We start from the raw sequence: 21398 nt of genomic DNA, 5'->3' as shown, positions 1-21398 counted from the left end.
CAAATTCCTTTTGTCACCTTGAGCACAGTTGAAAGGTATCAGACAAAAAATAAATATAAAACCACTACTCCTTTTTAAGATGTAGTGGTTTTTTTAAATTGTAAAAACAAATTTTTATTACAAATTATACCCAACAGAGAACATGATGATTCTTGGTAAAATATAAGTTTTAGTATCTGAAATTATATAAGAAGAAAAACTATTTTGTCTTCTAAATGCTACATCAAATACATTCCTAGCTTCTAATTTAAAACTCCATGCACTATTCTCATGCTTGTAATATAAAGAGGTGTTTACTATATCGTAAGTGTTATTTTGATTAAAGAACTTGTTTTTATAATTATACATAGAGTAATCGAAAGAGAAAATAAATCCTTTTAAAAAATCGTAATCAATATTTAAAAAAGGTTCGTTTGTAACAAATTCCGATTTGATATTACTTGACGTATAATTTCCAATACTACTTTTATAGCCCACTTCTATGGTTGGGAAATTAGTATAAAGTGTTTTGGCCGAGACGTTTATCGATGCTTGATTATTTTCGTTAGTTTCGAAAGTATTGTCTATTTGTTGTAGGTACTTTGAACCATTATAATTTAATCCTAAACCAAAATTTATTTTTTTAATCTTCTTTTGAATATGCCCTCTAACTTGCCAACTTTCAGTAGGGTTATCCAACATCATCACACTCACATATTGATTAGTGTCTTGATAATTTACAGTATTTTCTGCACCATGTAATTTTTTTGTGTAACTGGCATTTGCATATACCGATATCCCTCTAAAATTGCCCAGCCTTCTATATCCTAACCTAAACACATGGTATAATTCGTTTTCTAAATTTTCATTCCCTTTAAAAACAGAGTTATAGCTTTGCAGATTAAACCGATTGGCAAAAGTAGATGCATCTGAAAAAGAGGTTTTCAAGTTGTAATTAAATTGTAATCTCTTAGAGTTAGTTATATCAATTTTAGCCAAAAAACTAGGTAAAAGCACGACCTTGTTCTTAACAATATTTGTTTGCTGATCTAACTTCCAATGGTAAATATGTAAAAAAGCACCTTGATTAAAGGTGAAAATTCCTACCCTGAATTTATAGTGAATTCCAAAAAAGAAATCGTTTAAATTAAAAACTAAATCGTTTCCAAAACCTGAGGAACTAAAATCATTAATTGTTCCGTCTAAAAGTTCTTGACTATCGTTGGTGTAAAATTTTTGATTTAAATAGGTATTCGCAATAGAAGAATAGATATGATTAAATCTATTAAGCACCCAATAATGCTTAAAATAGACATTAAAGTTGGTGTTTTTTGTTTCCATTATTTGATTTAACCTATAAATAGGCTCTTCAACAACAGGAATTAAACCTTCTAAAATAGGGTCTGGAGTTTCCCAAAAGGAGTTTGGGTTGTTTTTATCGAAAACAAAATCAGCTGCAAAAGAAAACGTGTGGTTTTTAGATGCTTTTTTATGCCACTCTATATTCTGGCTAAAAAATGAAACATCCATATTTTGAAGTGTTAGATATCTACTATTGGTTGTATCTACTAAGGAGTTTATGATGTTTTCATTCTCTGCATGCGACTTTTTAAATTGGGTTTTAAAATCCCATTGTTCTCTTAAATTAGGTAAATATTTAAAATTCAAATTTCCTATGGCAAAGGTGCTTTGGGCTTGACCTAACTCATCTTTTAATTCATTAAAGGTATTGTATTGATTTAAAGATTGGTTATAAGTTTCATCTTTGGTATTGGAAAAAATCCCATAGCCTTGAACATTTAGTTTGTTATTAATTTCTTGGCTAATATTTATGGCTGCAAATTGATTCTGGCTTTTTATGACGTTTTTGTTTTCTAACAGTTGTAGAAAATCGTTATTTATGGTATTAAAAACAGTACTTCCATTTTTAAAGGCTTCGTTTAAACCACCTTGAAATTCAAAATAGTCCTTATAGGTTAATACTTTTTCGGCTGTATTATTGAGATTCCCTATAAAATTAATATTGGTTTTCGGACTATAATAAAAAAGATTGCTATGTGCTCTATAAAAATCCTGATTTCCCTTTCCTGCTTCAATATCGCCAAAGGCAAAATCTTTTTTATCTTCCTTTAATAACACATTCATTGCCATTTCTTCATTTTCAACCAAGTTTTTAAGAAAAGCAACTTCGTTATAGTTGTCTAAAACCTCTATTTTATCTATGGCATTTGCAGGGATATTATCTACTGCCAATTTAGAACCACCACCAAAAAACTTCTTCCCTTCCACAAGCATGGTGGTTACTTTTTTTCCGTTTACAGTAACGGTTCCGTTTTTTTCAACTTCGACTCCAGGGAGTTTTTTAAGGACATTTTTTAATTTCCGTTCGTCCCTTGTTACAAACTTATCTGTGTGATAAATAATGGTGTCTTGCTTAACCGTTATAGGTAATTCTATAACAACCTCGTCTAATCTGTTATCTTGTTCTTTTAATATTATATTTCTAATCGTGTTCTCTTTAGTGTCTATTTCAAAATGATAAGACGCATAACCCATATAACTGACCGTAACTTGATAAGCTACGTTTTCTAACTCTAATCTATAACGACCTTGCTCATCTGTTATAGAGAATTTCATCCTCTTAAGGGAGTCTTGAGGTTGGGCTATAACATTGGCATAGGGTAAAGGTTTTTGTAAACTATCTTTTACAACACCACTAAAAGTAACTTGTGAAAAACCAGAAAAATGACATATCAATAAAAGCAATAAGACTATTTGGGTTCGCATCATAAATTAAACTCTAAAACCTGAATTGGCACAAAATAGTTACCTGTCTTTTTTCCTTTCTGCTTCAATTTCGGAAATCATGGCGTGAGACTCTTCTTCGGTAATAATCTTTTCGTTTTTCTTTGGTTTAATTATTTTTACTTCTTCTTCAGGATTTAAATTAATTTCTATCGCTTTTAAGCTAAACTTATCTCTATAAATTTCTAATACTAAACCTGGTAAGCCTATATAATTTTTAGGCCCAAAATTTAACGGGATTTCTGGCGTGAACCAAGCAATCACTTGTCGATTATAATAAAAGCCCCGACGACTAAACAAGCGTTCAGAAGATTTAGCCTGGTAACAAGTGTACTTGCCTATTTTTTTTACCTCCCCTGTTAAATGCCATTTTAAAGGAGTCATAGCTATTTTTCCAAAATGTGTAGTATATTCGATAATTTTTCCTGAAGATTTTTCTGTATAATACGGAAAAATACTTGAATTGCTTCCCATAATATAACCCTCTTCTGTATCTAAACTTGGTAAGGTGTAATAATAGGATTCGTCCCCTTTAATGTGCAGTTCAAAATACTCCGGTCTGGCATTATAATAATGATTTGCAACCCTCTGTTTAACACCCATAGCTACATTTTTTTTATTTTCTAAAGCCGTTACAAAACTATCCACATATTTTGGGTTTATTTCCCCTTTATAGGTAATTATTGCGTTTGGGGTTTGAGCATAGGTTGTAGCAAGTAGCAGCGAACACACTAAAATGGTCAGTTGTTTTAAATATAACATCATACTATTTTTTTTTAAATAAAGTCTTTATCAAGCAGCAAGATTACCACTTGACAAAGACGTAATTTACTACTAATTAGCAACCACCGCTTCTCATACAATGATAAAACTCGGCATAATCATCCGGATATTGGGCGTCACAATCTAAAAATACTTGAGGACAATCCTCCTTTTCTTCAAAGACTTTGCTCTTTTGGTTGTCATTTAAAGGTTTTAGATTACTCATTGCAGTTAATCCAAAAAGGAAAACTGTTACTAAAATTGTTGTTTTAAAAATTTTCATAATTGATAAATTTTAAACTAGTTATGTATTTTTATTAACTAGTTAGTTAAACTAAATGCTTTTCAGTCTAAATTAAAATTTCAGTCTTTGTTGAATTATTGGTCTATTCAGTCTTATTTTTAAAATATAAGGTCAGTCTAAAACCTAATATCTTACGCTGTTAATTGTGTTAGGGAGAGAATTAAAAATCAGCGCTGATTTATGTTGCAACAAGGCTAATCGTATCCATTTGTTAGACTGAATAAAAACAAACTTTTACTTTTAGCTTTTCAAACTTAAAAAAAAAAAAAAAACTATTTCTAAAAGGATTTTAAAGAAATTTGTGCAGTTCATCGAAAAGTTAAAAATCCATTACGGTTTTTCCGTAATTGAAATTTAATTCTGAATCATTTTAGAATAAAACGTAAGTTTAAACAATAGTGATTTATAAAATCATTTTAAAAATGTAGTGGTTTATTTTATTTATAAAATCACGATTTTAAAAAATTTAAAAAATAAAAATTTTATGTAGCTTTGCGAAACGCTTTATTCCAGCAAATGCAGGAATGAGATACATTCCAAAAATACATGAAACAGTCATGCTAAAAGGTTGAACACCTAAGAAAATGATTATTAGGCTGTTCCATGTGACGATAAAAAAGCAATAGAATAAACACATGAAATACAAAAGAATTCTCTTAAAATTATCAGGTGAAGCCTTAATGGGTAACAGACAATATGGTATTGACCCAGATCGTTTAGCAGAATACGCTAAAGACATCAAAGAAATTAAAGACCTTGGTATTGAAGTAGCCATTGTTATTGGTGGTGGAAATATATTTAGAGGTGTTGCTGGAGCTAGTAATGGCATGGACAGAGTTCAAGGAGACCATATGGGCATGCTTGCTACCGTTATTAATGGTCTAGCATTACAAAGTGCTTTAGAAGATGCAGGAGTTCCTACACGGTTACAAACGGCTATTCATATTGAAGAAGTTGCCGAACCATTTATTCGTCGTAAAGCCTTGAGACATTTAGAAAAAGGACGTGTCGTTATATTTGGAGGAGGCACTGGAAATCCATATTTCACAACAGATTCTGCAGCCGTTTTAAGAGCTATTGAAATTGAAGCCGATGTTATTTTAAAAGGCACTCGTGTGGATGGCATTTATAATACAGACCCTGAAAAAGATTCAAAAGCCATAAAATTCGATTTTATTTCTTTCGACGATGTCTTGAAAAAAGGCTTAAAAGTTATGGATACAACAGCTTTTACATTAAGTCAAGAAAACGAATTACCTATAATTGTGTTTGATATGAATAAAAAAGGAAACCTCTTAAAAGTGGTTTCTGGCGAAAATATAGGAACTAAAGTTAATTTATAATTCTTACATTTACTTTTGGCTTATTTTTTGAATAGCCTTTAAAAAATTAAAATTTAAAAGATGAACGAAGACATTCAATTTATACTAGACTCGGCAAAAGAATCTATGGATGCCGCAATTAAGCATCTAGAAAAACAATTTCTTAATATTAGAGCTGGAAAAGCAACTCCTGCTATGTTAGGAAGTGTTATGGTAGATTATTATGGGTCTCAAACACCATTAAGTCAAGTTGCCAACGTAAACACTCCCGATGGTAGAACCATTACAGTACAGCCTTGGGAGAAAAACATGCTTCAGGAAATTGAAAGAGGCATTATGTATGCTAACTTAGGCTTTAACCCTATGAATAATGGCGATACCATTATTATAAACGTACCACCTTTAACCGAAGAACGCAGGTTAAATTTAGCAAAACAAGCAAAAGCTGAAGCTGAAGATGCTAAAATAAGCATTCGTACTGCTAGAAAAGATGCCAATGATGACATTAAGAAAGCTGACGTTTCTGAAGACCTTGAAAAAAATGCTGAATCTGACATTCAAAAATTAACAGATAAATACGTTGTTAAAATTGATAGCTTATTTGATTTCAAAGAAAAAGAAATCATGACAGTATAATTTAAAAGCGACTTAGGTCGCTTTTTTTATTGTTAAAAACACCTTTATTATTTTTTCATCGAAGACAGCAGCATGCTTATAAATAATAGTCATTAACAGCTTCATCTTTGGGTTGCATTTTGGTTTATTAATAGAAATAACTATTCTAAATTCTATTTTTTAGGCTCATATATTTTCTTCAAAATTCCAAATCATTTAGCTTCTTACCCTTTTAATTGCAGATATGCGATTTAAACATAACATTATACTTAAAATCAAGAGCAAATACATTGCTTTTTCCTAACTTTGCGCCTGTTTTTATTTCAGTATGTTTAAACTATTTACAAAAGGGTTTTGGGATGTTATTGCTCGTATTATTCTAAGGAATAAAATAGCAATACTAATAGCTATTGCATTGGTTACTATTCTTTTTAGTACTCAATGGAAAAACATGCGCTTCACATACACGGAAGCTAATTTACTACCAGACGACCATGAAGTAAATGTGGTCTATACTGATTTTTTGAAGATTTTTGGTGAGGAAGGAAACCTGGTTGTTTTAGGAATAAAAGACTCGACACTATTTACAGTCGAAAAACTAAACGCCTGGAACCAACTCTCCGAAGCATTTAAAACTTCAAAAGGCGTTGAAGCAGTTGTATCTATTAAAGACCTAAAAAAACTTGTAAAGAATACAGAAAAAGAGAGATTTGAGCTGGAACCATTTATTAAAGACTCCATTCATTCTATCAATCAATTAGATTCACTACAACAAGATTTATTTAAAAAATATCCATTTTACGATAATTTTCTGTTTAATAAAGAAACTAAAACCATTCGTACAGCCATTTATCTAAAAAAAGATATTGTAAACACTCCTGCACGAAAAGATTTTGTATTTGACGAATTATTGCCCAAAGTAGAAGCCTTTGAGAAAGCAACAAATCTAGATGTTAGAATATCTGGAATGCCTTATGTTAGGACTTTAAATGCGCAAAACATTGTTGATGAAATCGGTAAATTTATTGCTTTAGCATTGGGTGTCACCTCACTTATTTTCTTTCTATTCTTTAGGTCTTTTAGAGCCACGTTTATATCACTTTTAGTAGTTTGTATTGGTGTTATGTGGACCTTTGGAATTATTGGTTTTTTAAATTACGAAATAACGGTTCTAACGGCTTTAATTCCTCCATTGATTATTGTTATTGGTATACCAAACTGTATCTTTTTAATAAATAAATATCAGCACGAAGTCAAGCTTCATGGTAACAAAGTAAGATCCTTACAACGCGTTATTACAAAAGTTGGTAATGCAACTTTAATGACCAATGTCACGACAGCTTCTGGTTTTGCAACATTTATTTTAACAGAAAGTACGCTTTTAAAAGAATTTGGTATGGTTGCTTCCTTAAGCATTCTATCTATTTTTATTTTATGCTTACTTATCATACCTATTGTCTATACGTTTTTACCTTATCCTAAAGACAGGCATTTAGAACATTTAAATAAACGTTGGATAGGTGGTTTTGTCGATTGGATGGAACGCATGGTAAAAGAAAGACGTATTACCATTTACATTACCTCTATTGTGCTTTTAATTGCAAGTATGATAGGCATCTACCAAATAAAAATATCTGGTAGTTTAATTGAAGACATGTCTAAAGAAGCTGAGTTTTTCCAAGACATTCGCTTTTTTGAAGAGGAGTTTAATGGCATCATGCCTGTTGAAATTTTGGTGGATACCAAACGCAAAAAAGGGGTCATGAAATTAGCCACCTTAAAACGGATGAACGAACTGGAAGAAGTTATTTTAGAAACTCCAGAACTTTCAAGACCAATTTCTATTGTTAGCTTAGTTAAATACTCGAAACAAGCTTACTATAATGGCAACCCGAAATATTATCAATTACCAACATCGCAAGAAAATAATTTCATTCTTAGCTATGCTAAAAACTCTTCGTCTAACCTAAATCTATTAACCAATTTTGTTGATAGTACAGGGCAATATGCACGTATTACAACGTTCATGAAAGATATAGGAACTGACAAGATGGAGCGTATTGAAGATAATCTTCAAACAAAAATTAACAAGGTTTTTCCAGAAGACAAATACAATGTAACCATTACTGGAAAAGCCCTCGTATTTCAAAAAGGAACCAAATATCTGGTTAAAAATTTAGCCATTTCTTTATCGTTAGCTATTTTACTTATTTCGTTGTTTATGGCTTATATGTTCCGTTCTTTTAGAATGATTATTGTGTCTCTAGTCCCTAACCTATTACCTTTAGTTATTACAGCTGGTTTAATGGGTTATTTAGGGGTTCCTATAAAGCCTTCAACTATTTTAGTGTTTAGTATTGCTTTCGGAATCTCAGTGGACGACACCATTCATTTTTTAGCAAAGTACAGGCAAGAACTACAAGCGAACCATTGGAAAATTAGAAAATCGGTTTATGGAGCTCTTAGAGAAACAGGTGTGAGCATGTTTTATACATCCATAGTATTATTCTTCGGGTTTCTAGTTTTTACATTCTCTAGCTTTGGAGGTACTGTAGCTTTAGGAGCCTTAGTTTCTGCTACCTTGCTTTTTGCTATGTTATCGAATTTATTATTGCTTCCTTCGTTGTTGCTATCCTTAGAACGAAATATTGCAAATAAAGAAGTCTTAAAAAAGCCTTCAATAAATATCATTCCAGAAGAAGATGACATAGAAGAAAGTGATAACGACATAAAAAACAATCATTCATAAAATAAATCGAAGAATTATCTTTGTACAAAATATATATTACCATGAAATCGAGCACCATTGCAGACTTACTTTCAAAAGAAAATATCTTACAAGACATCGAAATAAAAGGTTGGGTTAGAACCTTTAGAGCTAACCGTTTTATTGCCTTAAACGATGGCTCTACCATAAACAACATACAATGTGTGGTAGATTTCGAGAACACAGACGAAGCTACTTTAAAACGTATTACTACAGGAGCAGCCGTTCATATCAAAGGATCTCTTACCGAAAGTCAAGGAAAAGGACAAAGTGTAGAAATTCAAGTAACATCTATTGAGATTCTAGGAGATTCAGATCCGGAAACGTTTCCTATTCAGCCTAAAAAACACTCTTTCGAGTTTTTAAGAGAAAATGCTCATTTACGTACTAGAACTAATACGTTTAGTGCAGTGATGCGTTTGCGTTCTTCTCTATCTTTTGCTATTCATAAGTATTTTAACGACAATGGATTCTACTACATGCACACGCCAATTATTACAGGAAGTGATGCAGAAGGTGCAGGCGAAATGTTTCGTGTCACCAATTTAGATGCTAAAAACCCTCCTTTAGATGAAAATGGCAACGTAAATTATAAAGAAGATTTCTTTGGAAAAGAAACCAACTTAACCGTGTCTGGACAATTAGAAGCTGAAACATACGCGATGTCTTTAGGGAAAGTATACACTTTTGGACCAACGTTTAGAGCTGAAAACTCAAATACGTCTAGACACTTAGCAGAATTCTGGATGATAGAACCAGAAGTTGCTTTTATGGATCTAGCTGGAAATATGGATTTAGCAGAAGATTTTATGAAATCGGTTTTAAGCTATATTCTGGAGCACAATCGTGAAGATTTAGAATTTCTAGAAAGTAGATTATTAGACGAAGAAAAAACAAAACCACAAGCTGAACGTAGCGACATGAGCTTGATTGAAAAAATTAAGTTCGTTGTCGATAACAACTTTAAACGTGTTAGTTATACCGAAGCTATTGATATTCTTAAAAATTGCAAACCAAACAAAAAGAAAAAATTCAAATATATTATTGAAGAATGGGGAGCCGATTTACAAAGTGAACACGAACGCTATTTAGTTGAAAAACACTTTAACTGTCCGGTTATTTTATTTGATTACCCAGCAAACATTAAAGCTTTTTACATGCGCTTAAACGAAGATGGTAAAACGGTTCGTGCTATGGATATCCTTTTTCCTGGTATTGGAGAAATGGTAGGAGGTTCGCAACGTGAAGAACGTCTTGATGTGTTAAAAGAAAAAATGAAAGCTTTAGATATAGACGAAGAAGAATTATGGTGGTACTTAGATCTACGTAAATACGGAACTGCAGTCCATTCTGGTTTTGGGTTAGGGTTTGAGCGTTTGGTGATGTTTGCCACAGGCATGGGCAACATTCGCGATGTGATTCCGTTTCCTAGAACACCTCAAAATGCAGAGTTCTAAACCTTGTTATTAAGAGCGAAACAAAGAATTATAATCATTTATATTTTCCTTTTAAAATTAAAGACCTAATTATATCATAAAACAATCTATATCTACGTTTATATAGATTGTTTTTTTTATTTTTATATGAAATGCCAGTAACAAAAATTACATACCAATCGATATAATAACAAGGACATTGCATCTGACCATTGAAAAACAATAATTATTAACAGGTGAAACCAAATCCATACAATGCTTAAACAATTTTTACAATTTAAATTATCGCAAAAGTTATCGCCTCAGCAAATTCAATTAATGAAGCTGATACAATTGCCTACACAAGCATTTGAGCAACGTTTAAAACAAGAGTTAGAAGAAAACCCTGCCCTTGAAAGTGGAAAAGAGCAACTAGAGGAGCTTGATGACGATTTTGATAATACAGACGATTACGACAATGACAATGAATCTATAAGTGCAGATGATATTAATGTGGATGATTATTTAAGCGATGACGATGTACCAGATTACAGAACACAAGCTAATAATTATAGTAGCGACGATGAAGAAAAAACCATGCCATATGCTGCTGGAACGTCGTTTACCCAACATTTAATCAATCAGTTAAACACTTTTAGATTAACAGATGATGAGTTTGATGTTGCCGAATTTCTAGTAGGTAGTATTGACGAAAGTGGTTATATCCGTCGTTCCCTAAGCGATATTATGGACGATTTGGCTTTTACACAAAACATCTACACTACAGAAGATGAGATTAAGAAGGTTTTAAAAATAGTCCACCAATTAGATCCAGCAGGTGTTGGAGCCAGAAACCTTCAGGAGTGTTTAAGCATTCAATTACATAGAAAAGAAAAACGTCCAGATGTTGAATTGGCCATTGAAATTATTGACAATGCCTTCGAGAAATTCACTAAAAAGCATTACAAGAAACTGCTTCAAAAATTCGATATCACAGAGCAGCAACTTAAAGATGCCATCGACGAAATAGAGCATTTAAATCCGAAACCTGGTGGTTCCTATTCTGGAAATAACCGCATGGTAGAACATGTTGTTCCAGATTTTGCCATTAAAATTGTTGATGGTGAACTTGAACTTACCTTAAACGGAAGAAATGCACCAGAACTCCATGTTTCCAGAGAATATAGCAACATGCTTAAAGGTTATAAAGAAGCCAAGGACAAGTCGAAATCTCAAAAAGATGCCGTAATGTTTATCAAACAAAAACTGGATGCTGCCAAATGGTTTATAGATGCTATTAGACAGCGTCAGCAGACTTTATTTGTAACCATGAGTTCTATTATGCATTATCAAAAAGAATACTTTTTAACAGGTGATGAACGCAAATTGCGTCCTATGATTCTTAAAGATATTGCAGACGAAATTGAGATGGATGTTTCCACTGTTTCCAGAGTTGCCAATAGTAAATATGTAGATACACCTTATGGCACAAAGTTAATAAAAGAGTTCTTTTCGGAATCGATGACAAACGATCAAGGAGAAGAGGTTTCAACCCGAGAAATTAAAAAAATCTTAGAAACTGTTATTGAAGAAGAGAACAAAAGAAAACCTTTAACAGATGAAGCTCTTGCTAAAATATTAAAAGAAAAAGGGTATCCAATTGCCAGAAGAACCGTTGCGAAATACAGAGAGCAATTAGATATTCCTGTGGCTAGATTACGTAAAAAAATATGATGAACTGGCTTTTAAAAAGTGTCTCTTTAATATTTCATCCCATTCTCATGCCATTATTAGGTGTGCTTTTTTACTTTTCTAAATCACCTAGATTTATTCCCATAGAAATTATTCAAGCTAAGATCATCTCCTTATTAATTTTAACCATTGCTCTGCCTATTTTGCTTTACTTTCTTTTAAAGAATATTGGAAGGGTAAATTCAATCTATTTAAATACAACAAAAGAAAGATTAATCCCTTTATTTTTAAATGGGTGTATTACTCTATTAATTATTAATCGTCTATTGCCTCCTACAGAAATTATTGAATTGTATTATTTTTTTGTTGGAATTTTAATCTCTACACTAGCCTGTTTTATTCTAGCCATCTTAAAGTTTAAAGCAAGTATTCACATGATTGGAATTGCTGGAGTAACTATGTTTTATATAGCCTTAAGCATTCACTTTAGCATTAATGTAAATGGTACATTAGCACTTATGTTTATATTGATTGGCGCCATAGCTACTTCGAGACTACATGTAAAGGCACACAGCAATATAGAGTTACTAATAGGTTTTTTTATAGGTTTAGTACCTCAGCTTATTTTAGTTAATTATTGGTTATAAAATATAAAAGATAAGACCAAATTTAACTGCATACATATCAATTGCTTGTTCTCCTAACCTAGCATCTGAAGAAAGTATCGAGTTTAAAGAATAATAGAGGTGGAAATTCCAGGTATTATAACCTGCACTAAATGTTAAGCCATATTGAAATTCGTTAAAGCTTTTAATATTACTATGTTTTATTTTCCCTAAATCTCCTTTAAATTTTGTGGAACTTGCCAATAGATAACCCACTTTAAATCCTGTATAAATACGCCAAAACTTATATTCTTCTGCTGTAGATGTTCGCCATCTAACTTCTAATGGCATTTCTAACAGATAGGTTGAGAATTTGTTTTTGGTATAATTTATATCAGCATCACTTAAATTAATATACTCTATCTCTCCAGAAGTGTTTTCAGATAAAAAGATATTATGATTGTAAGAGTTTATTGAGGCTCCTAAGCCTAAACCTAGACCAAAATTTCTTCTCTCGTTTAAAGGAAAGTCTCTAATATATCCAAAATGGAAACCACTAGAAAACCCGGTTTGTTTAACATTATTTGGTTTTTGTGCAAGCAAGTTGTAGGTAATAGCCAAATAAAACTGATCTTCTCTATATTTAGTGTCTACAGCCTTGGTAGTATCCATGACGACATCTTGAGACCAAATGGTAGTTACACAAAAAAAGCTCAAAAATAAAGTAAGAATAACCTTCATAACAAATAGTCCTTTTCCTAGATAAATATAAAACAAAAGGCGTTAAGATTTCTCAAAACGCCTTTTAATAATATAAAATTAAGATGTTATTAATTTTTCAATCCATCAAGGGCATTCCCTTTTCTAGTTGTATAATTAATTTTAAGTGCATTTACTTTACGCAATTCTTGTTTAATGTCTGTTACTAACCCCATATTAGCATCACTGTCTACTTTTAAAGCAGTTGTCAAGAAAGGGATTAACTCTTCTCTTTTAGAAGCACGCTCAGCAGCTATAAAAGCAGGTATTTCAGATACCTCAGCAAACTTATCGTTTAATTGAATTCTAGCTTCTGTACCAAATGTTGATTTATAATTGCTACTTGGTTTTCCAGCATAGATGTACATTACCAAATCTTTCTTATCTAATTTTTCAACTTGATCTGCTTGTGGTAACTTATTCTCAATCATTAGCGTGTTCTGTCTCATAACAGTTGCTACCATGAAAAAGAATAATAGCATAAATACGATATCTGGTAAAGAGGCTGTATTTACAGCTGGCATATCGCCACTTTTTTTCTTATTAAATTTAGACATATTTTTTATTTATCTAATTAGACTTTTTAGGTTCTGCTTCAGAGAACTTTTGCGGAATTAAAATTTTAATTTCTTCCAATTTGTCTTTTAATTTTGCTTTTTCTTCCGAAGAAGTTCTAGGGTCTGAATAGCGTTTCTCTGCTTCTACAAAACTCATTCTTAAATTAGGGAAACTTTTTTCAAACTCTCTATCTCTTAACTCGTTATAGGCAGCAATAATTTCGTTTTGAACAGCTATATACGTATCGTATTTTGTTGCTCTATCATTTTGTAACGAAATAATGGCTTTGTCGAAATTATCTGAAGATCTCGGATTTTTCTTTCCTTGACAACGCTTACAAGCATCAGGACCTGTACCACCACCATTGTCCAAAAAGGCAACTGCAGCTTTACGAAGATCTTTTATCTGGATAATTTTTTCTTCACCTCCTGTTTTTAAAAACAATTGGTTGCTTTTATTTACATTTAGTTGAAAAATATTTTTCTCTTTAATAATAACGTCTTCTTGTTCGGTATCGTCTATTGGAGGCAGTTTTCTGTTTAATCCAGAATCTGTTTCAATAGTTGTAGTTACCAAGAAAAATATAAGGAGTAAGAAAGCAATGTCAGCCATAGAGCCTGCATTAACTTCTGGTGCTGATCTCTTTGCCATAATTATTTATTCGTTACATTTTTAATTCCTGAAAACGCCATAGAACCAATAGCTATAATTGCTAAAGCATAGAAAGCGTACAATCCTGCTCCAACATATTTAGAAGTTGCTTCTGTTACATCAACACCTTTATCTGTAAAAGGGGTTAAATCTAAATCATTACCTGAAGACATGGCATAAGAAATTACAAGAATAACTACAAATGCTCCAACAGACATTAAGGTCTTTTTAATGTTACCTGCAAATAATCCTTTAATCACATACACTAGAACTAGAGCTAGTATAAGAGCAAGAATTACATAAGTAACATACATCATATTGTCTATCATACTTTCATTTCCGGACATAATCATTAAAGCGAATATGACACCGACTATTGAAAGTACACCAACAATAATTTTTAATATTTTATGTAAACTCATTGTTTAATGTGTTTTTAGGTTATTATTACTTCTTGTTTCTAATCAATAAATCCATTAAAGTGATTGATGCATCTTCCATATCGTTTACAATGCTATCAATTTTTGCAATAATGTAATTGTAGAATACTTGAAGTATAATAGCAACAATAAGACCAAATACTGTAGTTAAAAGTGCTACTTTAATACCACCTGCAACTAAAGAAGGTTGCATATCTCCTGCTGCTTCAATTTTATCGAATGCTTGAATCATCCCAATTACTGTTCCCATGAATCCTAACATTGGAGCCAAAGCAATAAATAATGATATCCAAGAAACGTTTTTCTCTAATTGTCCCATTTGTACACCACCATAAGCAATAACAGCTTTTTCAGCAGCTTCGATACCTTCGTCTGTTCTATCTAAACCTTGATAGAAAATAGAGGCAACAGGCCCTTTTGTGTTTCTACAAACTTCTTTTGCAGCTTCAACACCACCAGATTGTAATGCGTCTTCAACGTCTTGAGTTAATTTTTTAGTGTTTGTTGTAGAAAGGTTTAAAAAGATAATTCTTTCGATAGCAATTGCTAAACCAAGAATTAAACATAATAGAACGATTCCCATAAAACCTGGTCCACCTTCTATAAAACGTTTTTTTAGTTCTTGGTGAAATCCAAGATCTTCAGTTACTACATCATCAGTTGCAGCGTCGTCTTGTGATACACTAGCAACAGTTGCTGCTATTGATGCTGTTATGTTTGCAGTTGTATTTGCATTAACAGTTCCGAAAGCCATAATTCCAGTAATGGCTAGAATAGAAAATAATCTTTTCATTGTTCTTGTTCTTAATTTTATTAGTTAAAGTGTTAAAGATATAAAAAAAATACGATTAAAAAATAAAAATAACAGCAGAGAGGAAGGGATTCGAACCCTCGATACCCTTTTGAGGTATACACACTTTCCAGGCGTGCGCCTTCGACCACTCGGCCACCTCTCTCAATATTATATTTTATAATACGTTAGGCAAATAACAAAAAAAACTTTGAAAGCTAAAAATTTTGACAGTTAATTTTAAGACATTTCTCCTCTTAAAGAGGTTTCAAATATGGTTTTGAAGGTGTTAGCCGAAATTTTTTCTCCTAGAAAATACATTAATTTTACAATTGCAGCCTCTGTAGTAATGTCTTTTCCTGTAATAACCCCTATTTTTTTTAATTCAGAACTGGTTTCATACTGTCCCATATTAACACTTCCTCCTGAACATTGAGTCACATTTATTACTTGAACACCTCTTTTAATAACTTCGTCTATTAAAGTAATAAACCAGGATTCAGTGGTGGCATTTCCTGCTCCATAGGTTTCTAAAATAATTCCTTTTACGCTAGGATTATTAATAATACATTCTAAAACAGACTTAGAAATACCCGGAAATAATTTAATAAGTGCAATATTGGTATCTAATACTTTATGGACCTTCAGCTTTTTTTTAGCGTTTGGAGTAAATAAGGCTTCGCTATTTATTTTTATATGAACTCCAGATTCTGCTAAATGTGGGTAATTTAAAGATTCGAAAGCTTCAAAATGTTCGGCATTAATTTTTGTAGTTCTATTGCCTCTATATAATTTGTACTCAAAATATAATCCCACTTCTCTAATAACAGGTTTGTTATTTTTTATTAAAGACGCCATTTGTATGGACGTAATTAAATTTTCTTTAGCATCTGTACGTAAATCTCCAATGGGTAGTTGTGACCCTGTAAGAATCACGGGTTTTGCTAGGTTCTCTAACATAAAACTTAATGCTGAAGCAGTATAACTCATGGTGTCACTTCCATGCAGAACTACAAAGCCATCAAAATCGTTATAATTTTTTTCAATAATTTCAGCCATTTGCAACCAATATTCTGGATTCATATTAGAGGAATCTATAGGTTCTTCAAACGAAACGGTTGAAATATTACAACTCAACAGTTTTAACTCTGGAATACGCTTCAAGAGATTGTTAAAATCGAAGGCTTGTAATTCTCCTGTATTGGGATTTTTTATCATTCCAATAGTACCACCAGTATATATTAAAAGAATGTTGGGTTTCATGGCTTCCATACTTATATATTAAAAATGTCTTTTGAATTTTGAGTGGTAATTTCGGCAATTTTTTCCTGAGGCAGCTTATAAAGCTCTGATAGTTTTTCTAACACCTTTATAATGTAGCTACTTTCATTTCGTTTACCACGATAAGGTTTTGGTGCTAAATAAGGCGAATCGGTTTCTAAAACAATATGTTTTAAATCTATTTGATTGATAAACTGATCTATTTTACCATTTTTAAAAGTAACAACACCTCCAATGCCTAACTTCATATTAAATGATATAGCACGTTTTGCTTGATCTAAGGTTCCAGTAAAACAATGAAAAATTCCGAATAAGTCGTTGCTTTTCTCTTCTTCTAAAACATCGAAAATCTCATCGAAAGCTTCCCGACAATGAATCACGATTGGCAATTTATATTTTTTTGCCAATTGTATTTGTCGCCTAAACGCTTTTTTCTGGATATCTAAAGTAGATGTATCCCAATACAAATCGATGCCAATTTCGCCAATGGCATAAAAAGAACGTTTGTCTAACAGGTCTTCAACAAGTGCTAATTCGTCTTGATAATTTTCTTTTACAGATGTTGGGTGTAAGCCCATCATTAAAAAAACATTTTCTGAAAAATCTCTTTCTAATTGAAGCATGGCTTCTGTATAAGACGAATCGATTGCTGGAATAAAGAAACGGGAAACTCCTGCCTCAATAGCTCTTTGAATCATGTCTTTCTGGTCTTCAGCAAAAGCTTCGCTATATAAATGTGTATGAGTGTCTGTAATTATCATTTTGCAAAAGTATAAGTTTTTACATTACTATCTTTGTAAGAAATATGAAGTTATGGAAAATCTTAAAGACTTCCTTTTAGAAAAAGGCTATACAAAAATTAAATTGAAGCTAACAAAAACCAATCATTTTGAAATTAAAGCAACTATTAATGGTGTAAAAGGGCTTTTTATTTTAGATACAGGTGCTTCTAGTTCTTGTGTTGGGTTTGAAGCTATTGATAGGTTTCGTTTAAAAGTTAAAGACTCTGAAATAATGGCAGCTGGAGCTGGAGCGACAGATATGCTCACACAAATTTCTAAAAAAAATAAGCTAAAAATTGGCAAATGGAATAAGGAACAAGTTGTCCTTATCTTATTCAACTTAACACATGTTAATACAGCTTTAGTCAACCATAATGCCCAACCTGTAGACGGTATTATTGGAGCTGATATTCTAAAGAAAGGAAAAGGTATTATTGACTATGAAAAAAAATATTTATATTTAAAAATGTAGTAAATTTCTTATAAAATAAATATCTTTACCTTTATATTGATTACATTAATAGCACATGAATACATCTATAATAATTGCAGACGACCATCCTCTAATTTTAAAAGGGCTTAACGATTTCCTTTTAGAAAAAAAATATAATGTAATATCTAGTGCCGTTAATGGCAAAGAGGCCTTTGAACTTATTGAAACGCATAGACCTGGTATTGCGATATTAGATATACAAATGCCTTTTTTAACTGGTTTAGACATTGCTAAAAAATGCAAAGAACTTAACTACGAAACTAAAATAATCCTTATAACTTTCGAAAAGGATGAAACAATTTATAACCAAGCTAAGTGCTTGGGGATCTATGGTTATGTTTTAAAAGAGTTTGCTCTTGCAGAAATTGAACATTGTATCGATTCTGTTATTAAAGACATTCCTTATTTTAGTCAGGAATTACTTTCATATTTAGAAGTTGAGGAGGCTCCAGTAGAATTTGAAACTTTAACCCCAACCGAAATTGAAGTTTTAAAACACATTTCAGAAGATAAAACAGCTAAAGATATTGGAGACCTTATGTTTATATCTTTTCGAACTGTAGAGAAACACAAAAGCAATATCAATAAAAAATTGAATCTAACTCCAACAAAATACAGCCTACTTTTCTGGGCTAAAGAAAATAAGAACCATTTAAAGTAAAAAATACGTAGTACTACGTATTGTTTGGCATGTTCTTTATACCGATATTTGTCTTGCTATTAATTAGTTCTTAGGGAGAATTATGAAAGCTCTAAATAAATTATTTTATTTGGAGCTTTCTTCATTTACACCATTCTTGTTTTTGTAATTTATAATGAAAAATACGTAGTACTACGTATTGTTTGGCATTAAGATATTTAAGATATTTACAGTGCTATTAATCAATTACCTTTAAGGGATAAATTACAAAACTCTATGTGGTAAAAAGCATAGAGTTTTATTTCCTTTTAAAAGTTAAAAAACACCCTAAATCTAAATTTTTTAAAGACATGGAAAACGAGGAGCAAGCTGTAAACAAATATTTTATTATTGGATTGGTTATTGTTGTTGTAACTGTAATATCAATAAATATTCTTGTTAATTTTTTTTAGTTAGTTATTTTCAAGATAAAAGCGCAACCTAAAAATTAGATTGCGCTTTTTTTATGACTAATAATAACCTGTATTATAATTCTAAAGCTTTCTTCACATCACTATTCATTAACAATTCTGTTGGGTTTTCTAAAGCTTCTTTTACAGCTACTAAAAATCCTACAGATTCTTTTCCATCAATAATTCTATGATCGTAAGATAAAGCTACAAACATAATTGGTCTAATTTCCACTTTACCATCTACTGCTACCGGACGTTCCACAATATTATGCATTCCTAAAATAGCACTTTGTGGTGGATTGATAATAGGCGTTGATAACATACTACCAAAAACCCCACCGTTAGAAATTGTAAAGGTACCTCCTGTCATTTCATCTACAGTAATTTGTCCGTCACGTGCTCTTATTGCTAAACGTTTTACCTCAGCTTCAACACCTCTAAATGTGAGGTTTTCAGCATTTCTAATTACAGGAACCATTAAGCCTTTCGGGCCAGAAACAGCGATTGAGACATCTACAAAATCGTAAGAAATCATTTCGTTTCCATCTATCATTGAATTAACATCTGGATACATTTTTAAAGCTCTAACAACTGCTAAAGTAAAGAAAGACATAAAGCCTAACCCTACACCGTGTTTGTTTTTAAAGGTTTCTTTGTACTCGTTACGCAAAGCAAAGATTGGAGACATATCTACTTCGTTAAACGTTGTAAGCATAGCCGTTGTGTTTTTAGCTTCCACCAATCTTTCAGCTACTTTACGACGCAACATAGACATTCTACTTCTAGTATTGCCTCTGTTACCTCCTGTTGGGGTTCCCATAGACGGTACGGCTTGAACAGCGTCTTCTTTAGTAACACGTCCATCTTTTCCAGTACCAGAAATACTTGAAGCATCCATACCTTTTTCGGCTAAAATCTTTTTAGCTGCTGGACTTGCAGTACCTGTAGCATACGTTTTAGTTTCGGCTACTGCTGCTGGCTTTTCTTCCTTTTTAGGGGCTTCTTCTTTTTTTGGAGCCTCTTCTTTTTCTGGAGAAGAACTTCCCTCAGGTTTTGCAGCACTTGTATCTATTAAACAAACGACTTCTCCAACAGCAACAGCATCGCCTTCTTCAGCTTTAAGTGTAATGGTGCCACTTGCTTCTGCTGGCAGTTCTAATGTTGCTTTATCGCTATCTACTTCAGCAATGGCCTGATCTTTTTCTACATAATCTCCATCTTGAACTAACCAAGCTGCTATTTCTACTTCTGTTATTGATTCTCCTGGTGAAGGAACTTTCATTTCTAAAATCATAGTTTATAATTTTAATTGTAAACGGGTTGTTATCAGTCTCTATTTTTTATTACATCTCCTTTAACAGGAAGATAATCTTGTTTTATTTCGCCATTAACCAAAATTCTGTCAAAATATAATTTGGCTCCTGTAGCAATATTCATATCCAAAGTATTTTGAAGGCTTAAGTGTAAATGAGGTTCGGTCGTGTTCCCAGAATTCCCACATTTTCCTAGTAATCCTCCTTGTCTGATGAATTGACCTTCTCTTACTGTAATAGAATTCTCTTTTAAATGTGCAAACAAAAGATATTCTTTATTACTTGTCTCCAAAATAATGGTGTTTCCTGTAAGTTGCTCTGGGTTTAATTCTCCTGGAATATTATCTGATACTCCAGTAATAACCTTTACAACTTTAGCATCGCAAGGAGCTATAATATCTTTCCCAAAAACGTAATAACTTTCATTATTCTTAGGGTCTCCATTAAAAGATACGCCATCTTTAACCATTAAAATATCGTAAGCAAATTGCTGATTTTCATAAGCTACGTGATAATTTTGCTCTTTATTTGTTCCTCCCCAAAACACCATCCACTCTTCCTTAAAAGGCAAAATCATTTTTGTAGTATTTCTTTCTAATACAGGCAAATTATCTGGTTTATGGTATGTCACTAACAAGCCGCCAATTTTATTATTTCCATCAACATGTAAGGTAACATCCCTAACCTCAGCAGCAAATGTTATTTTATAAATATGTGTTTCGTCTTTAAGTTTATTAAATTCGACCTGAGATATTTTACCTAATTTACTTTTTAAATCTGAAAAAAATGCTTGTGTCTTTTTTAATGGTAATGCCTTTTTCATGCTGTAATTAAACATATTAAATATAGCATTATAATTCCCTTCATTATAAAATGTTTGGAATTCTGATACCACTTTGTTATAGTTTTCTTTTTCTTGCGAAAAAGAACCTATAGACAAAAGAAAAAGCACTATAAATATTTTATTTTTCAA

General features: G+C 32.0%; 20 protein-coding genes and 1 tRNA gene. 8 read left to right on the top strand and 13 right to left on the bottom strand.

The window, feature by feature from the left end; genetic code table 11:
• Nucleotides 1-117 precede the first annotated feature (117 nt).
• The 3 genes from ACI5KZ_RS06220 to ACI5KZ_RS06210 all read right to left on the bottom strand — a co-directional run bounded on the left by ACI5KZ_RS06220 (nt 118) and on the right by ACI5KZ_RS06210 (nt 3829).
• Entirely contained in the window at nt 118-2769 is a 2652-nt protein-coding gene (locus ACI5KZ_RS06220) for a carboxypeptidase-like regulatory domain-containing protein (protein ID WP_406847219.1), read from the bottom strand.
• 36 nt (nt 2770-2805) lie between these two features.
• Nucleotides 2806-3549 carry a GLPGLI family protein gene (locus tag ACI5KZ_RS06215; protein ID WP_109310237.1) on the bottom strand — a complete coding sequence of 248 codons (744 nt, stop codon included), beginning with the start codon at nt 3547-3549 and terminating at the stop codon, nt 2806-2808.
• A 73-nt stretch (nt 3550-3622) separates the two neighbouring features.
• Entirely contained in the window at nt 3623-3829 is a 207-nt protein-coding gene (locus ACI5KZ_RS06210; protein ID WP_406847218.1) for a hypothetical protein, read from the bottom strand.
• A 656-nt stretch (nt 3830-4485) separates the two neighbouring features.
• Here ACI5KZ_RS06210 and pyrH point away from each other — a divergent pair.
• The 6 genes from pyrH to ACI5KZ_RS06180 all read left to right on the top strand — a co-directional run bounded on the left by pyrH (nt 4486) and on the right by ACI5KZ_RS06180 (nt 12308).
• On the top strand, nt 4486-5193 hold the full coding sequence (gene pyrH, locus ACI5KZ_RS06205) for a UMP kinase (RefSeq protein ID WP_109310239.1): 708 nt from the start codon (nt 4486-4488) through the stop codon (nt 5191-5193).
• Nucleotides 5194-5253: 60 nt separating this feature from the next.
• A complete protein-coding gene (frr, locus tag ACI5KZ_RS06200) occupies nt 5254-5808 on the top strand; it encodes a ribosome recycling factor (RefSeq protein ID WP_109310240.1) in 555 nt (184 codons plus the stop codon).
• Between the two features lie 307 nt (nt 5809-6115).
• Complete coding sequence (locus ACI5KZ_RS06195; RefSeq protein WP_406847217.1) at nt 6116-8536, top strand: RND family transporter; 2421 nt, start codon at nt 6116-6118, stop codon at nt 8534-8536.
• A 41-nt stretch (nt 8537-8577) separates the two neighbouring features.
• Entirely contained in the window at nt 8578-10011 is a 1434-nt protein-coding gene (gene asnS / locus ACI5KZ_RS06190; protein WP_109310242.1) for an asparagine--tRNA ligase, read from the top strand.
• Between the two features lie 234 nt (nt 10012-10245).
• Nucleotides 10246-11703 carry an RNA polymerase factor sigma-54 gene (gene rpoN / locus ACI5KZ_RS06185; RefSeq protein ID WP_109310243.1) on the top strand — a complete coding sequence of 486 codons (1458 nt, stop codon included), beginning with the start codon at nt 10246-10248 and terminating at the stop codon, nt 11701-11703.
• Nucleotides 11700-12308, top strand: a complete 609-nt coding sequence (locus ACI5KZ_RS06180) for a hypothetical protein (RefSeq protein WP_406847216.1) — start codon at nt 11700-11702, stop codon at nt 12306-12308. Before rpoN ends, ACI5KZ_RS06180 begins: the two co-directional genes overlap by 4 nt.
• On the opposite strand, the gene ACI5KZ_RS06175 is transcribed toward ACI5KZ_RS06180, so the two are convergent.
• From ACI5KZ_RS06175 to ACI5KZ_RS06140, 8 genes are all read right to left on the bottom strand, one after another.
• Nucleotides 12303-12938 (bottom strand): porin family protein, encoded by a 636-nt coding sequence (locus tag ACI5KZ_RS06175; RefSeq protein ID WP_406847215.1) that lies wholly within the window; start codon nt 12936-12938, stop codon nt 12303-12305. The genes ACI5KZ_RS06180 and ACI5KZ_RS06175 overlap by 6 nt on opposite strands.
• Before the next feature lie 158 nt (nt 12939-13096).
• Entirely contained in the window at nt 13097-13582 is a 486-nt protein-coding gene (locus tag ACI5KZ_RS06170; RefSeq protein ID WP_109310246.1) for a biopolymer transporter ExbD, read from the bottom strand.
• 13 nt (nt 13583-13595) lie between these two features.
• Nucleotides 13596-14234: a biopolymer transporter ExbD gene (locus tag ACI5KZ_RS06165; protein WP_109310247.1), complete on the bottom strand. Its 639-nt coding sequence runs from the start codon at nt 14232-14234 to the stop codon at nt 13596-13598.
• Between the two features lie 2 nt (nt 14235-14236).
• Complete coding sequence (locus ACI5KZ_RS06160) at nt 14237-14656, bottom strand: hypothetical protein (RefSeq protein WP_109310248.1); 420 nt, start codon at nt 14654-14656, stop codon at nt 14237-14239.
• 25 nt (nt 14657-14681) lie between these two features.
• Nucleotides 14682-15467 carry a MotA/TolQ/ExbB proton channel family protein gene (locus ACI5KZ_RS06155; protein WP_109310249.1) on the bottom strand — a complete coding sequence of 262 codons (786 nt, stop codon included), beginning with the start codon at nt 15465-15467 and terminating at the stop codon, nt 14682-14684.
• Nucleotides 15468-15542: 75 nt separating this feature from the next.
• Nucleotides 15543-15630: transfer RNA gene (locus ACI5KZ_RS06150), tRNA-Ser, on the bottom strand.
• A gap of 74 nt (nt 15631-15704) precedes the next feature.
• Nucleotides 15705-16736 carry an asparaginase gene (locus tag ACI5KZ_RS06145; RefSeq protein ID WP_109310250.1) on the bottom strand — a complete coding sequence of 344 codons (1032 nt, stop codon included), beginning with the start codon at nt 16734-16736 and terminating at the stop codon, nt 15705-15707.
• Between the two features lie 2 nt (nt 16737-16738).
• Nucleotides 16739-17506 carry a TatD family hydrolase gene (locus tag ACI5KZ_RS06140; RefSeq protein ID WP_109310251.1) on the bottom strand — a complete coding sequence of 256 codons (768 nt, stop codon included), beginning with the start codon at nt 17504-17506 and terminating at the stop codon, nt 16739-16741.
• A gap of 52 nt (nt 17507-17558) precedes the next feature.
• Between ACI5KZ_RS06140 and ACI5KZ_RS06135 the strand changes: the two genes are divergently transcribed.
• Together ACI5KZ_RS06135 and ACI5KZ_RS06130 are read left to right on the top strand one after the other, a co-directional pair.
• Nucleotides 17559-17999, top strand: coding sequence for a TIGR02281 family clan AA aspartic protease (locus ACI5KZ_RS06135; protein WP_109310252.1), 441 nt, complete (start codon nt 17559-17561; stop codon nt 17997-17999).
• 55 nt (nt 18000-18054) lie between these two features.
• Nucleotides 18055-18681 (top strand): response regulator, encoded by a 627-nt coding sequence (locus ACI5KZ_RS06130; protein WP_406847214.1) that lies wholly within the window; start codon nt 18055-18057, stop codon nt 18679-18681.
• 504 nt (nt 18682-19185) lie between these two features.
• Here ACI5KZ_RS06130 and odhB read toward each other — a convergent pair.
• Both odhB and ACI5KZ_RS06120 read right to left on the bottom strand, forming a co-directional pair.
• Nucleotides 19186-20406, bottom strand: a complete 1221-nt coding sequence (gene odhB / locus ACI5KZ_RS06125) for a 2-oxoglutarate dehydrogenase complex dihydrolipoyllysine-residue succinyltransferase (RefSeq protein WP_406847213.1) — start codon at nt 20404-20406, stop codon at nt 19186-19188.
• Nucleotides 20407-20438: 32 nt separating this feature from the next.
• Nucleotides 20439-21398 carry a M23 family metallopeptidase gene (locus tag ACI5KZ_RS06120; protein WP_109310269.1) on the bottom strand — a complete coding sequence of 320 codons (960 nt, stop codon included), beginning with the start codon at nt 21396-21398 and terminating at the stop codon, nt 20439-20441.

Origin of the sequence: Xanthomarina sp. GH4-25 (assembly GCF_045363175.1) — a bacterium.
Taxonomy (GTDB): Bacteria; Bacteroidota; Bacteroidia; order Flavobacteriales; family Flavobacteriaceae; genus Xanthomarina.
The sequence above is the reverse complement of the archived record's forward strand: the minus strand, read 5'-3'. Positions and strand labels throughout refer to the sequence as shown.